Annotated in this window: 14 protein-coding genes and 1 pseudogene; 3 read left to right on the top strand and 12 right to left on the bottom strand. The window is 67.7% G+C overall.

What is annotated here, in order from left to right:
* Window positions 1–52: 52 nt before the first annotated feature.
* From DPM13_RS18210 to DPM13_RS18165, 11 genes are all read right to left on the bottom strand, one after another.
* Window positions 53–1504 carry a monovalent cation/H+ antiporter subunit D gene (locus DPM13_RS18210; RefSeq protein ID WP_223252161.1) on the bottom strand — a complete coding sequence of 484 codons (1452 nt, stop codon included), beginning with the start codon at window positions 1502–1504 and terminating at the stop codon, window positions 53–55.
* Entirely contained in the window at window positions 1501–1845 is a 345-nt protein-coding gene (locus DPM13_RS18205; RefSeq protein WP_028719111.1) for a Na+/H+ antiporter subunit C, read from the bottom strand. Before DPM13_RS18205 ends, DPM13_RS18210 begins: the two co-directional genes overlap by 4 nt.
* Window positions 1845–4724, bottom strand: a complete 2880-nt coding sequence (locus tag DPM13_RS18200; RefSeq protein ID WP_112888815.1) for a monovalent cation/H+ antiporter subunit A — start codon at window positions 4722–4724, stop codon at window positions 1845–1847. The genes DPM13_RS18205 and DPM13_RS18200 overlap by 1 nt, the downstream gene beginning before the upstream one ends.
* Window positions 4725–4973: 249 nt before the next feature.
* Window positions 4974–6203, bottom strand: coding sequence for a type III PLP-dependent enzyme (locus DPM13_RS18195; protein WP_223252160.1), 1230 nt, complete (start codon window positions 6201–6203; stop codon window positions 4974–4976).
* Complete coding sequence (locus DPM13_RS18190) at window positions 6184–6420, bottom strand: acyl carrier protein (RefSeq protein WP_028719108.1); 237 nt, start codon at window positions 6418–6420, stop codon at window positions 6184–6186. The genes DPM13_RS18195 and DPM13_RS18190 overlap by 20 nt, the downstream gene beginning before the upstream one ends.
* Before the next feature lie 21 nt (window positions 6421–6441).
* A complete protein-coding gene (locus DPM13_RS18185; RefSeq protein ID WP_112888562.1) occupies window positions 6442–8010 on the bottom strand; it encodes an AMP-binding protein in 1569 nt (522 codons plus the stop codon).
* Complete coding sequence (locus tag DPM13_RS25465; protein WP_262983184.1) at window positions 8007–8162, bottom strand: hypothetical protein; 156 nt, start codon at window positions 8160–8162, stop codon at window positions 8007–8009. Before DPM13_RS25465 ends, DPM13_RS18185 begins: the two co-directional genes overlap by 4 nt.
* Window positions 8163–8170: 8 nt before the next feature.
* On the bottom strand, window positions 8171–8536 hold the full coding sequence (locus DPM13_RS18180) for an LbetaH domain-containing protein (RefSeq protein ID WP_262983183.1): 366 nt from the start codon (window positions 8534–8536) through the stop codon (window positions 8171–8173).
* A gap of 83 nt (window positions 8537–8619) precedes the next feature.
* Window positions 8620–8892 carry a hypothetical protein gene (locus tag DPM13_RS18175; RefSeq protein ID WP_223252159.1) on the bottom strand — a complete coding sequence of 91 codons (273 nt, stop codon included), beginning with the start codon at window positions 8890–8892 and terminating at the stop codon, window positions 8620–8622.
* 8 nt (window positions 8893–8900) lie between these two features.
* Complete coding sequence (locus DPM13_RS18170; RefSeq protein ID WP_112888560.1) at window positions 8901–9680, bottom strand: glycosyltransferase family 61 protein; 780 nt, start codon at window positions 9678–9680, stop codon at window positions 8901–8903.
* 61 nt (window positions 9681–9741) lie between these two features.
* Window positions 9742–10950 (bottom strand): SGNH/GDSL hydrolase family protein, encoded by a 1209-nt coding sequence (locus DPM13_RS18165; RefSeq protein ID WP_223252158.1) that lies wholly within the window; start codon window positions 10948–10950, stop codon window positions 9742–9744.
* Between the two features lie 96 nt (window positions 10951–11046).
* Here DPM13_RS18165 and DPM13_RS18160 point away from each other — a divergent pair, with 96 nt between their 5' ends.
* Window positions 11047–11775 (top strand): universal stress protein, encoded by a 729-nt coding sequence (locus tag DPM13_RS18160; protein WP_112888559.1) that lies wholly within the window; start codon window positions 11047–11049, stop codon window positions 11773–11775.
* Window positions 11742–11903 carry a universal stress protein gene (locus tag DPM13_RS18155; protein ID WP_112888558.1) on the top strand — a complete coding sequence of 54 codons (162 nt, stop codon included), beginning with the start codon at window positions 11742–11744 and terminating at the stop codon, window positions 11901–11903. Before DPM13_RS18160 ends, DPM13_RS18155 begins: the two co-directional genes overlap by 34 nt.
* On the opposite strand, the pseudogene proS reads toward DPM13_RS18155, so the two are convergent.
* Window positions 11900–13231, bottom strand: a pseudogene (gene proS / locus DPM13_RS18150) (proline--tRNA ligase). The gene DPM13_RS18155 and the pseudogene proS sit on opposite strands and share 4 nt — an antisense overlap.
* A gap of 126 nt (window positions 13232–13357) precedes the next feature.
* Between proS and DPM13_RS18145 the strand changes: the two are divergent.
* A complete protein-coding gene (locus tag DPM13_RS18145) occupies window positions 13358–14692 on the top strand; it encodes an AI-2E family transporter (protein WP_112888557.1) in 1335 nt (444 codons plus the stop codon).
* The last annotated feature ends 1 nt before the right edge of the window (window position 14693 follow it).

Below are 14693 nucleotides of genomic sequence, written 5' to 3'. Positions count from 1 at the left end.
GCTCAACAAATATTGTGACGTTGCAATACGCGCTCGGCTCGCTTGAGAACGGTTACCCGGAGCGGATCAGCGCGATCAACGCCCCCAGGCCCGACAGGATCAGGACCGCCATATAGATCCACAGCATCACGGGCAGGTGCCCCGACAGCGCCATGTTGCCGTCGACCGCGCCGCGCAGGATCGCGAACTTGCCGATGAAGCCCGGCATCGGCGGCAGGCCCGCCAGCATGGCGGCGATCAGGGCAAAGCAGATCGCCATGGTCAGCCAGGACACGGTGCGCTGGCTGGCCGGGGCGGTCGTGTCCTCGACCGTGTCGAGGCCCATCGGCGTCCACTCCCAGCGCTCGGCCAGGGGCTCGGGTTCGTCCGGCGCCCCCTCGTCCGAGCCGGTGTCGTCGCGCGACACGGGCTCGGCGATCAGGAAAAACGCCGAGACGGCGGCGGTCGAGCCGATCAGATAGTAAAGCGCGCCGCCCAGCAGCGCGGCCCCGCCGCCGGCCTGCGCAAAGCCCACTGCCGCCAGCACCGTCCCTGACGAGATGATCGCCAGATAGCCGCCCTTGCGCACCAGTTCGGGCGTGCCGAGGATGCCGATCATGCCGAAGGTCATGGTCAGCACGCCCCCGATCATCAGGACCGGCGCGCCGAAGCCCGCCGAGGCGCCCGCATCCGGCCCCAGGATCAGAAGCGACAGGCGCAGGATCACATAGATCCCCACCTTGGTCATGATCGCCATGATCGCGGCCGCAGGCGGCGAGGCGGAGGCATAGGTCGGCGGCAGCCAGAAGCACAGCGGCCAGATCGCGGCCTTGACCAGGAAGGCGATGCCCAGGAACCCGGCCGCGGTGTGGAACAGCAGCCGCGGCACATCGTCCAGTTCGCGCACTGCCCGGCCGATGTCGGCCATGTTCAGCGTGCCGGTGGTGCCATAGACCAGCGCCACCCCGATCAGGAAGAACAGCGAGGCCGCCAAGTTCACCGCGATGTATTGCAGCCCCGCCTTGACCCGCGCGGCCCCCGACCCGTGCAGCATCAGCCCGTAGCTGGCCGCCAGCATGACCTCGAAGAACACGAACAGGTTGAACAGATCGCCCGTCAGGAACGATCCGTTGACGCCCGCCAGCAGGAACTGGAACATGCTGTGATAGTGCTGTCCCTTGCCGTGCCAGCCGGCCGCCGCATAGATCAGCGAGGGCGCGGCCAGCAGCGCGGTCAGCATGACCATCATCGCCGACAGGCGGTCCAGCACCAGCACGATGCCGATGGGCACCGGCCAGTCGCCCAGGCGGTAAAGCTGGACGATGGCGCCGCCGGCGGCGCCCAGTTCCTTGGCGTCGCTCATCAGCTCGACCGATGACAGGAACATCAGCCCCACCGCGACCAGCCCCATGACCAGCTTGGTCTGGCGGTTGCGGTCGTTGTAGAACAGCATGATCGCCCCAGCGACCAGCGGGATCAGGATCGGGGCGATGATCAGGTGGTTGGGCAAGACAGAGGGATTCATGGGCTGCGCTCCCGCCCGTCGACATGGTCGGTGCCGGTGATGCCGCGCGACGCGATCATGACCACCAGGAACAGGGCCGTGGTGGCAAAGCTGATGACGATGGCGGTCAGCACCAGCGCCTGCGGCAGCGGGTCGGCATAGGCCGTCGGATCGACAAAGCCGCCCTTGGGCATGATCGGCGCCGCGCCGACGTAAAGCCGCCCCATCGAGAAGATGAACAGGTTCACCCCATAGGCCAGCAGGCACAGCCCCACGATCACCTGATAGGACCGGGGCCGCAGGATCAGCCACACGCCCGATCCGGTCAGTACGCCGATGGCCAGGGCCAGGATCAGTTCCATCAGGCTTTCTCCTCGTCAGCGTCGGCCTGGCGCGGGCGCGGGGCGACGCGCAGGCTTTGGTGGGCGATGGCGATCAGCATCAGCACGATCGCCCCCACCACCAGCGAGAACACCCCCAGGTCGAACAGCATCGCGGTCGATGCCGGAACCTTGCCCACCAGCGGCAGGTCCAGATACTGGTAATGCGTGGTCAGGAAGGGCATCCCGAAGATCCAGGAGCCCGCGCCCACGGCCGCCGCGATGCACAGGCCGGTCCCCATCCAGCGCACGGGCAGGACCGTCAGCCGCGCCTCGACCCAGCGGACGTTGGTTGCGACATATTGCAGCAGCAGCCCGATGGCCAGCGTCACCCCGGCCGCAAAGCCGCCGCCCGGCAGGTCGTGGCCGCGGAAGAACAGATAGGCCGCCAGGGCGATGATGGGGGCGAACATCCACTGCATCAGAACTGCGGGGACGAACAGATAGGCCTCCAGCGCCTGCTCCTCGGCCTCGAGCTGGGGACGCGGCCGCTCGACGCTTTCGGGGGCGGGGCGGAAGCGGCGCAGCAGCGCATAGACCGTCAGCCCGACGATGGCGAGAACGGTGATTTCCCCGAAGGTGTCGAAAGCCCGGAAGTCGACCAGGATCACGTTGACGACGTTGGTTCCGCCGCCTTCGGCATAGGAATGGCGCAGGAACCAGTCGCCGACCGAGGTCCCCGGCTTGGTCAGCAGCACGGCCAGCGCGATCGCGGTCATCCCCAGCCCGCAGGCCAGCGCAATCAGCAGGTCGCGGAACCGCCGCAGCCGGGGCCGGAAATTGTTGTCGCCAACGATTTCCTCGTCGCGCTTGGGCAGCCAGCGCAGGCCCAGCAGCAGAAGCGCGGTGGTCGCGATCTCGACCAGCAGCTGGGTCACGGCAAGGTCCGGCGCCGATAGCCAGACGAAGGTCGCGCAGGTTACAAGCCCCGCCGCACCCATCAGGATCAATGCGGCAAAGCGGTGGTACTTCGCCTGCCAGGCGGCGCCAAGGGCGCAGGCGCCGCCGATCAGCCACATAAGGGCGAACACCACCTCGCGCGAGGTGATCGCGGGCAACGGGATGTTCCAGTCCAGCGGCCCGGTGGCGAACCAGGCGGCGGCCATGCCCATCAGGACCATCACCCGCAGTTGCGCCTGCAATCCCGGCGCCGAGACATAGCGCATGCCGGCCTGCGGCAGCCGCTTGCCGACCATATGCAGCGCCCAGTCGAAGGCCGCGCCAAAGTTCAGGGCGCGCATCAGCCAGGGGCCTTCCTCGCCGCCGTCGATCCAGCGGCGCGGCAGCAGATAGATCAGCCCGCCGAGCGTCATGGCGATCAGGCTCATGATCAGGGCGGGGTTCACGCCGTGCCAGATCTTCAGGCTGAAATGCGGAAGCTCGGGGCCGAGGATGGCGATGGCCGCGCTTTCCAGCCAGCCGCCCAGCATCGCCTGCGGCGCGATGCCCACGGCCAGGCAGATGGCGACCAGCAGCGCGACCGGCAGGCGCATCAGGACCGGCGGCTCGTGCGGCTCATGCGGCAGGTCGCGGGCCTCGGGACCGAAGAACACGGTGACGATGAAGCGCAGCGAATAGGCCGCGCTCAGCGCGCCCGCCACCACCGCGACATAGGGCGCGGCATTGTCCAGGGGGCTGCCGTTGTTCCAGACATAGGTGGCCTCGAAGAACATCTCCTTGGACAGGAACCCGTTCAGCAGCGGCACCCCCGCCATCGCGGCCGAGGCGATGATGGCCAGGGTCGCGGTCACCGGCATGGCGCGGGCCAGGCCCGACAGCCGGCGCATGTCGCGGGTCCCGGTCTCGTGGTCGATGATGCCGGCGGCCATGAACAGCGAGGCCTTGAAGACGGCATGGTTCACGATGTGAAAGATCGCGGCGATCAGAGCCAGGGGGGTGCCGATCCCCGCCAGGGCCGTGATCAGACCCAGGTGGCTGATCGTGGAATAGGCCAGCAAGCCCTTGAGATCGTGCTTGAACAGCGCCACCAGCGCGCCCAGCAGCAGGGTGATCAGACCCGCGCCGGTCACGACCTGGAACCACAGCTCGGTCCCGCCCAGGGCAGGCTGGAACCGCAGCAGGATGAAGACGCCGGCCTTCACCATGGTCGCCGAATGCAGATAGGACGACACCGGCGTCGGCGCGGCCATCGCATTCGGCAACCAGAAGTGGAACGGGAACTGCGCCGATTTGGTAAAGGCCCCCAGCAGGAACAGGCCCAGCACCACCGGATAAAGCGGATGGCTGGTGATCCGCCCGCCCGCCGCCAGCACGTCATCCAGCTGGTAGCTGCCGACGATCTGCCCGATCAGGATCATCGCGACCATCAGGCACAGCCCGCCGGTCGCCGTCACCACCAGCGCCATCTTGGCGCCGTCGCGCGCGTCCTGGCGCTGGAACCAGTAGCCGATCAGCAGGAAGGACACGATGCTGGTCAACTCCCAGAAGACCACCAGCACGATGATGTTGCCCGACAGGACCAGCCCCGACATCGCCCCCGCAAAGGCCAGCAGGCAGGAATAAAGCCGCGGCACCGGGTCCTCGGGCGCCATGTAGTAACGCGCGTAAAGGATCACCAGCAGCCCGATTCCCGCGACCAGCACCATGAACAGCCAGGCAAATCCGTCGATGCGGAAGGTCAGGTCCAGCCCGATGCTGCTGGCCCAGTCGAAGGTGCCGATGATCCGCCCGCCCTCGGCCACCGCCGGGAAAAGCACGGCCAGGATCGCCAGCGCGATGACCATGGTCAGCCCGGCCAGCCAGGTCTCGGCGTTGCGTGATCCTACGGGAAGCGTGGCGGCAAGCGCCGCCGAAACGAATGGTGTCAGAACAAGCAAGAGCAACAGGTTCTGTTCGACCATCGGATCCTTCGCCAGTTCTGGATTACGCCCCACCATAGAGGCGAGGACCGGGAAATGACAACCGCGAGCGGCACGAAAAAGACGTGTTTCTGCACCGACCTACAATTATTTTATCACGCCATCGGCCGCGCGCGCCGTACCGCACACCATCGGCCGGATGGCGCGGCCCCCTGGCGTCCTTCGTGTTCAAATATCCCCGCCGGAGGCACCGGCGTCGCCACCCGCGACCCCGCCGCCGGTCGGGCCCGGTCAGCCCCGGATGCGGGTCACGTCGCGCAGCTGCCCGCCGGTCACCAGCACCTCGGCCGGCAGGGGATGGCTGATGAAATGCAGCGGACTGGCCGTCGGTCCATACGCGCCCCCCGCATGGATCGCCAGCAGGTCGCCTTCGTCCAGCCGCGGCAGCAGGACCCCGCCGCCGAGCTTGTCGATCGAGGTGCAGAGCGGCCCCGAGATGTCCTGCTTTTCCTCGGCGCGGTCACCGGGGTCGCCGACGCGGTGCATGACATAGTTCCGCCGCAGCACCATGCCGAAATTGCCCGAGGCCGCCAGGTTCCCGTTCAGCCCGCCGTCGCAGATCGCGATGCGGCTGCCGCGGGATTGCTTGACCGAGACCACGCGGGTCACGAAATAGCCCGCCGGTCCGACCAGATAGCGTCCCAGTTCCAGGATCAGCCGCGTGGACGGGAAACGGGCCTGGAACCCGTCCAGTTCGGGCCCGATCTCGGCCGCGATCTGCTCAAGGTCCAGCGCGGCATCGCCTGGGTGATAGGGGATCCCCAGCCCAGAGCCGAAGACCAGCTTTTCGGGTGAAAGCCCCATCGCGTCGCAAAGCTCTGCGAAGACGGCCATGAAAATGGACCAGTTTTCGCAAATCGCCTGCGGCTTCAGGCTTTGCGTGCCCGAGTAGATGTGCAGGCCCGCGATGCGCAGATGGGGAAGGGCGGCGATCCGGGGCAGGATCTCGGCCGCGTCCTCGATGTCGATGCCGAAGGGGCTGGGCCGGCCCGCCATCTGATCGCCAAAGCCCTTGGGCACGCGGTCGGGGGCGATGCGGATCAGGATGGGCTGGACCAGCCCCAGTTGGCCGCGATGGCATCGGCAAGCCGCGCCTCGCGCAGGCTTTCGACGACCAGTTCGCCCAGACCCGCCTGGATGACGGTGCGTCAGCTCGGCCTCGCGCTTGGCGGGGCCGGTGAAGCTGACCAGCGCCGGATCCCAGCCCGCCTGCCGTGCCAGGCCGAATTCCCCGCCCGACGAGATGTCCAGGTAATCCAGCCGGTCCCGCATCCAGTCCAGCAGGGCGGGGTTCGGGTTGCTTTTCACGGCATAGCTGACCGCGAACCAGCGGCCCAGGGCGGCGCGCAGCCCGGCCAGCCGCGTCTCGATCACATCGGTGAAATAGACATAGGCGGGCGTGCCGAAACGGTCGGCGGCCGCGGCCAGATGGCGGTCGGGATCAGCCAAGGCTGGCGACATAGGCCACGATCCGGTCCACGGTGTCGAAATTTTCCAGCGTCACGTCGCCGGGGGCGATGGTGGACCCGGTCTGTTCCTCGATGAATGTGATCAGGCCGACCATCGACACCGAGTCCAGCAGCCCGCTGGAGAAAAGCTCGGTTTCCCCGTCGATCGGGTCCTCGATGTTCAGTTCCCGGTGCAGATGGTCGATCACTTGATCCCGGCTCAGGCTCATGCTGCTTGCCCCTATGATTTGTCAGACGGTTGCGGCCTTGGCGGCCGAGATGATCGCGGGGCGGTCCAGCTTGCCGCTGGCCGTCCGGGGCATGGCGCCTTGCCAGGCGTGGACATGCTGGGGTCGCATATAATGGGGCATGGTCCTTGCACAATGCGCAATCAGCGCGGCCGGGTCGGCATCGGGCAGAAAGCTGACCGAAACATGAACGGCCTGGCCCCGGTCCGCATCCTCGACCCCATAGGCCACCACGTCCGTGACCAGCCCGCTTTGGGACAGCGCGTCCTCGACCTCGGTGGGGGACAGGCGAAAGCCCAGGGTCTTGATCATCTCGTCCATGCGGCTGACGAACCACAGGTCGCCATCCTCGTCCACGCGGACCAGATCGCCGGACCAGACCACGGGCGCGTCGCCGATCACGGACGCAAGCTCGGGGCAGGGGCGGATCTTTTCGGCCGTCACCTCGGGCTTTTCCCAGTATCCCATGCTGACCAGCGGTCCGGCATGGACCAGTTCGCCCTGTTCGCCGGGCCCGGCGATGCCGACCCCGTGCTTGATCGCAAAGACCTGGGCGTTCGGAATCTGTCGCCCGATCGAGCCCATCTTCTGCGCGAAGCGCTCGGGCGGCAGGTAGGTCGAGCGGAACGCCTCGGTCAACCCGTACATCAGGTAGATGTCGACGCCGGGAAACACCTTGGGCAGCAGTTCCAGGATGTTCGGGGGGATCTTGCCGCCGGTGTTGGTGATGCGGCGCAGGCTGGGCAGGGGCATCGGGCATTCGTCCAGCAGGCGCACGATCTGGTTCCACAGCGGCGGCACGCCGGCGATGCCGGTCACGGCCTCGGCCGCGGCCATGCGCACGATCTCGGCCGGCATGGTCAGGGGCTGGTGGACGATGGTGCCGCCGGTCAGCAGCATGGTGGTCAGCTGGTTCAGCCCGGCGTCGAAGCTGTAGGGCAGCACCGACAGCAGCCGGTCATCCTCGGCCAGCCGCAGGTAGTCCGCGACCGAGATCGCGCCCACGCGGATGTTGCGGTGGCTGAGCGTCACGCCCTTGGGCGAGCCCGTCGTGCCCGAGGTATAGATGATCATCGCCAGCCCCTGCGGGTCGGCTTCGTCGGGCGCAGAGCCGCTGTCGGCGGGAAGCGCCGTCCAGGGGTCTGCGCCCTGGGCCAGGCCCTCGGCCTTGCCCTGTACCAGAAAGGCGGTGCCCGACGGCAGCGCGTTGTCGCCCGCAAGGCCCCGCAGCGCGCCCGGCGGCAGGATCACGGCCCGCGCCCGGCAGTCGCGCGCCACATAAGCCAGTTGCTGCGCGGTCCAGTGGCTGTTGACATTGACCACCACGGCGCCGGCCTTCCAGGCGCCCAGCATGGCGGCCACCTCGTCGATGCCCTTGCGCAGGTGGACGATCACCCGGTCGCCCGGGACGATGCCGCGGTCGCGCAGCCAGTCGCAGACCCGGCCCGCCTGCGCCGCCAGTTCGGCATAGGTTGCGCTGCGGCCGGCATCCACCGCGGCCACCTTGTTCGCGCGATGCGCAAGGTTGTCGGCCAGCAGGCGCCACATGCTGCGGTCGAAGTCCTTGGTCATTCCTGGGCCTTTTTCTTCTGGGCAAAAATCGGCAGGCTGGGATAGATCCGCGCCGGAGAGCCGACGACCACCGAATCCGGCGGAACATTGGTGGTGACGGCGGTGTTCGCCGCGATGCGCACCCGGTCGCCTATCCTGATCGGTCCCAGCACGGTCGAGTTCACGCCGATGAAGACATCGTCGCCGATGACCGGCGACCGCCCCGCATGTTCGTGCCGACGGTGACATTGTGCATGACCCCGCAACGGTCGCCGATCACCACGTCGGGATGGATGGACAGCGAGCCCTCGGCATGGATGATGTGGAAATCCTTGCCGAGCTTGACCCCCGGCGGAATCCAGACCTTGGTGACGTTCAGGACGACCACCTTGAAAAAGCCATAGACCTTGTTGGCCAGCCAGCGGCCCAAGGGATTGCGCACGCCCAGTGCATAATGCCCCCACCGATAGATCAGCAGCGAAACAAAGGCGGCTTCTGTCAGGGAACGACCGTGGCGGATGTAATCCCCCCGGATAACCTCAAGCAAGCTCATACCAAACACTCAGAACGTCAATGAATCCGTTTCTGATCATATCATTCCGTCCGCTCGCGAAAAATTCAACCTGCCGTTTAGGACGGGTTTGCAGCATTTTCCGCTTGGACAAGCTCCAGCGTCGCGACCACGCTCGCCCCAGTCGATGCGAAAGGATTCGGCCTACCCCGGCCCACGACCATGGCGAACCTCTGCTGCCAGCGGTCCGTCAGAAGCTTCATGGCGGTCGTGGCGCGATCCGGAGGCTGCAGCGTCAGCAGCGTGCCGCCCGGCGGCATGGCGGCGATGCCGTGGTTCAGTTGGCTTCCATCGACGCCGGCGACAACGCTGGCATTGGCGCAGGCGGCCATCAGCGCGTCTACGCTGTGATCCTCCGGGAAGATGATGCGAAAGCCGTAGTCGTCCCCAGGCGCCGGGCGATCTCGGCCTCGTTTTCCAGCAGGCGCCGGTCGCCCGACTGGCCCCGCATCAGAAAGACGCCCTGACGGGGTTCCGGCGTCACATGCCGCGTCAGGCGGGACCGCATGTCCTGCGCGCGCGCCAGGCGGTTGGTGTTGTTGGCGTGGTCGTCGAACACCACCAGTTCGTCGAAATGGGCATCAGTGATGCGGCGCGGGTGCATGCCCAGCCTGAATTCGTAGTCGGGCACATGGCCCCCGCGCGGCGGCATGGTGGTGACCGGCGTGCCCGCCTGTTCGGCCAGCCGATAGGTCAGGCAATCGTCCAGCAGCCAGTTGCCGAACCAGCGGTTGCCGACCCAGCTTTCATAGGCCGCCCCGGCCGGGATGGATTCCAGATGGCCCAGCGACATGCGGTGCCGGCGCTGGCGCAGGTGCAGCGTGTAGCCGTGGGAATAGACGACGCCGTCCACGATATCGACATCCGCCAGGCGGTAAGCGGTCGTGGGCCCGATCGGCTCGGCCGGATCGCCGTGCAGCGACTGCATCAGCAGGGGCAGGGTGGTGAACTCGGCCCGGGTGACGCGCTCGGCCTGGCCGGGCAGGATGATGACGGGCGGCACGCGGCGAAACTCGGCCGGGGCGATCTGCCATTGCTCTTCGGCTGCGGCGGCAAGCTCGGGTTGACCCAGGCCAAGCAGCAGGCCGATGCGATAGGTCAGGGGACGCAGGGAAATCATCGGCGAGGCACCAGATAGAACCGATTAACGAGAAACTTCGGAAAACAGGGCAGCCGGCGGTCTAGGATTCGCCAGCGGCCAGAATGGCGGCCAGGATCTGGTCACGGATCATGGCATGATCGTCGGCCGAAGGATGCCAGAAACAGGCCGTCCGATCAAGCTTCGGCAGCAGCACCAGCACGGCGCGGGCACCGTCGGCCTTGAGGCTGTCCAGGGCGGCGCTGTAGGGCGACACCAGCGGCGCGCCGTATTCGCCGAAGGCCAGCAGGACCTGCAGCGCGCCCGGGTTTTCCCGCACACGTTCGCGCAGGAAGCGGACCAGCGCGGCCTGGAAATCGCGGCTGAGCGCCTGCTGGTCTGTCCAGGGTTCGGACGGGTCGAAATCCGATCCGAAATCGTTCGATCCCAGCCCCGTCACCACGATGTCGGCGGGTTTCTGCGGCAGCCGCGTCGCGGCCGGCTCGCTGGGCAGGGCCAGGCCATAGCGGCTGGCCATGGTCGCCCCGGGCTTGGCGCCGCCATAGTTGCGCAAGAGCCCGATCCCCGAACGCGCGATGATGCGGTAATCCGCACCCAGCACCTGCGCGACCTGGGGCCCGAAGCTGCGCGTGGTGTCGGTCGAGGAGAACACCTCGCCTTCGGTGCAGTCGCGCCATTCGGCCCCATTGGCAAAGCCCACGGTGTCGGAATCGCCGATGAACTCGATCAGTCGCGCGCGCGGCTCGGGCGCGGGCAGGCCACGGGTGCCCGGTCCCGCCAGGACGCCGCCGAAACTGGCGGGCATCGAGCTTTCGCTGGTCTTTTCCACCCGCAGCCGGTGTTCGCCGTCGCTCAGGCCGCGCAGGCGCAGATCCTGGGCGCCGGGCCGCGACAGGTCGATGCGCGCGGTCCGGCCCTCGTCCACCAGAACCCGCCAGCGGTTGCTGGCATCCTGGAACCGGACCCGGATCTCGGTTCCGGAAAAGCGCGCCTCGACGTGAAAGCCGGGCCATTCCTGCATCAGGGCCCCCTTGGCCCCGGCCGAGGCGCGGCCCGTCACCAGTATCGGCCCCACGGCCAGCCCCTCGGCCGGGGGCACAAGCTCGATGGCCACGCCGCCGCCGGCACTGCCGCGCGCGATCTCGATCGTGGGCACCACCTGCGCCGGACGCGGCGGCGCCGGCCAAAGGCGAAAGGTCCAGAGTCCGGCGACCCCCAGGACCAGCGCCAGCAGCGCCAGCCTTACCACCATCTTGTGCATGATGCCCCATGTCCGAATCGGATGGATCATCCCTTGCCGGCCATGGGCCTGTCCATCTGCCGAAAAGGCAGGTGGCTTTCGGTGCCGGGGAAACCGGGCTAGGCTGGCCCGAAAGCGAGAGGTGGAATGCGCAACTATCTGGTGGCAAGCGATCTTTCCGGCCGGTCCGATCACGCCCTGGCCCGGGCAGCGGCGCTGGCGCGGGGGGACGACGACGCCCGGATCACCCTGCTGCACGTCATCGACGAGGCCGGGCCCGCCAGTGCCGAGGCCGAGGATCGCCTGCGCGCCCAGGCTGCCCGCGTGGTCCCTGCGGGCGTCGCGCTGCGCTGCCTGACCCTGCCCGGCGATCCGGACGAGACGATCCTGCGTCTGGCCCGGGAAACCGGCGCGGCGCTGATCCTGATGGGCGTGCCCCGGCCGCGCCGCTTTCTGCAGGGCCTCGCGGGCACCACGGCCGAGCGGGTGCTGACCGCCGCGGCCTGCCCGGTCGCCGTGGTCCGCCACCCGGCCGACTGCCCCTGGCACCGCATCCTGCTGGCTTTGGCCGAGGACCGCAGCGCCTTGCCGGTCGCCTGCGCGCTGGACCGGCTGGGCCTGGTCCGGGGCGCGGATGTGACCGTCCTGCACGCCACGCACCTGCCCAGCCCGCCGACGCTGCGGACCGGGGGGCTAAGCTCGGTCTCGCTGCAACGGCTGGACAATGAGGCGATGGCCCATCTGGAGCTGCGTCTGCGTCGCCGTTTGCGGCCGGCGCTGAAGGCGGCGGGCCATCTGCACTATGCCCTGCGCCACGGCGCGGCGCCCACGGCCCTGGCGCGATGCAGCGCGAGGATCGGTTCGACCTGCTCGTGACCGGGGCGCGCGGACAGGGCGCGCTGCGCCGGCTGATCCTGGGATCGACCAGCGCCGAGATGATCCGCAATGCCGAGATCGACCTGATCTGCGTGCCGGTCGGCCCCTTGCGCAAGCCCGCGATCTAAAGGCCGGCCCGAAGCACCGGGCGATAGACCTCGGTCAGGCGGGCGACGGCGTCCTGAGGCGACATCTCGACCGATTCGCCCGTGCGGCGCGAGGTCAGTTCCACCTTGTTCGCGGCCAGGCCCCGCGGGCCCACGGTGATGCGCCAGGGCAGCCCGATCAGGTCCATGGTGGCGAACTTGGCCCCGGCGCGCTCGTCGCGGTCGTCGTAAAGCGGGTCCAGCCCCTGGGCCTTCAGCTCGGCGTAAAGCGCCTCGCAGGCGCTGTCGGTCGAGGCGTCGCCCTGCTTCAGGTTCACGATGCCGGCGTGGAAGGGCGTCACCCCTTCTGGCCAGATGATGCCCTTGTCGTCGTGGCTGGCCTCGATGATGGCGCCCAGAAGGCGGCTGACGCCGATGCCGTGGCTGCCCATGTGGACCGGCACGCGGGCCCCGTCGGGGCCGACCACGGTGGCGCCCATCGGCTCGGAATACTTGGTCCCGAAATAGAAGATCTGGCCGACCTCGATGCCGCGCGCGGTGCGGCGGCGTTCCTCGGGGATCTGGTTGAACAGCGCCTCGTCATGGGTCTCGTCGGTGCGGGCATAGCGGCTGGTGAATTCCTCGAGCACCGCCTGGCACTGTTCGACGCTGTCATAGTCGATGGCGCGGTCGCCGAACTTCAGGTCGGTGATCTGGCTGTCGTAGAAGACCTCCGATTCGCCCGTCTCGGCCAGCACCAGGAATTCGTGGGTATAGTCGCCGCCGATGGGCCCGCCGTCGGCGCGCATCGGGATCGCCTGCAGGCCCATGCGCTCATAGGTCCGCAGATAGCTGACCAGGTGCCGGTTGTAGGCGTGCAGCGCGTCTTCCTTGGTCAGATCGAAGTTGTAGCCGTCCTTCATCAGGAACTCGCGCCCGCGCATGACGCCGAAGCGGGGCCGGATCTCGTCGCGGAACTTCCACTGGATATGATACAGGGTCAGCGGCAGGTCCTTGTAGGAGGACACATGGCTGCGGAAGATGTCGGTGATCATCTCCTCATTCGTGGGCCCGTAAAGCAGGTCGCGCTTGTGGCGGTCCTTGATGCGCAGCATCTCTTCGCCGAATCGTCATACGACCACATTGAAAGGTCGGCCGGTTGCGGCGGCTGTGCGCGGGCTATGCAGGAGGGTTGTCGCGGCCTTGCGGCTGATGTGGTTCAGCACCTTGAACCCCATCGGCAGCCAGGAATAGATGCCCGCTGCCTGCTGCTTGATCATGCCGGCGCGCAGCATCAGCCGGTGGCTGACGATCTGCGCCTCTTTCGGGTCTTCCTTGAGGACGGGCATGAAATAGCGCGACAGACGCATGGCGGAATCCTTCCTGATGGGCCTAAGCGAGTTAGCGCAGAGCGTTCAGGGGGGCAACGGGCTTCCTTGCATAGGGGGCCGCAACCGTCCAAATAGGTCGCGACGCGCGAACATCAGGAGAGGCGCATGAGGCTCCCGGCACAGAAACAGGTCTGGTATTGGGGCGGGGCGCTGGCCGTCCTGCTGCTGGCGCTATGGGCGCTGGGAAATCAGATGATGCCCTTCATCCTGGGGGCGGCGGTGGCCTACCTGCTGGACCCGGTGGCCGACCGGCTGGAACGCCTGGGGTTGTCGCGCACGCTGGCGGTGGTGGTCATTACGCTCGTGGGCGTGCTGATCATGGTCGCGGTGGTGCTGATGCTGGTTCCGGTGCTGGTCCGCCAGACCACGCAGCTGGTCAATACCGCCCCGCAGATGGCCGAGCAGCTGCAGCAGTTCCTGATGAACCGCTTTCCCCAGGTCTTTGCCGAAGGCAGCACCGTCAACACCGCCCTGACCAATGTCGGCCAGCGGGTCAGCGAAAGCGGGATGCAGGTCGTCTCGACGGTGCTCGGCTCGGTCATGGGGGTGTTCAGCCTGCTGGCGCTGGTGGTGATCGTGCCGGTCGTTGCCTTCTATCTGCTGCTGGACTGGGACAGCATGGTCGCCCGGCTGGACGAGCTTCTGCCGCGCGAACATGCCGACACGATCCGGGGCCTGGCCCGCGACATCGACCGGGCGCTGTCGGGCTTCGTGCGCGGGCAGGGGCTGGTGATCCTGATCCTGGGGACGTTCTATTCGGTCGGGCTGGGGCTGGTCGGGCTGCCCTTTGGCGTGGCGATCGGGGCGCTTGCGGCCTCGCTGTCGTTCATTCCCTATGTCGGCGTGCTGATCGGGGGCGCGACGGCCATCGGGGTCGCGCTGTTCAGCTTCTGGGGCGAGCCGGTCTGGATCGGGGCGGTGGTCGCGATCTTCGCCGCCGGCCAGTTCATCGAGGGCAACTTCCTGCAACCCAAGATCGTCGGCGGCTCGGTCGGGGTGCATCCGGTCTGGCTGATGCTGGCCCTGACCGTTTTCGGCACCATGTTCGGCTTTGTCGGCCTTCTGGTCGCGGTGCCCATCGCGGCGGCCCTGGGCGTTCTGGTGCGCTATGCCGTCGGGCGCTACAAGGAAAGCGCGCTTTACACCGGGCGCGAGGTGCCGGCCCCGCCCGCGCCGCCCATGCTGATCGAACTGGTGCCGCGCGGCACGGTCGCGAACCTGCGCCGCCTGGCGCAGCTGTCCCATGACGTGCGCGTAGCCGAGATCCAGCGGCAGGAGGAGCTGGCCGAACTGGTCGAGGACCGCCAGGACCGCGCCCGCAAGCAGAAAGAGCCGCGGCACGCCCCCGAGGGCCCGCCCTCGCCGGTGCAGCTTCACATCGAGGCGCGCCGGGCCGACGAGGAGGACCGCCAGCGCGAGAAGCAGAAGAAGGACGGCTGAT

It is taken from the genome of Paracoccus mutanolyticus, from assembly GCF_003285265.1.
In the GTDB taxonomy this organism is placed as follows: Bacteria; Pseudomonadota; Alphaproteobacteria; order Rhodobacterales; family Rhodobacteraceae; genus Paracoccus; species Paracoccus yeei.
Note: the sequence above shows the minus strand (reverse complement) of the source record. Positions and strands in the feature narration are given on the sequence as shown.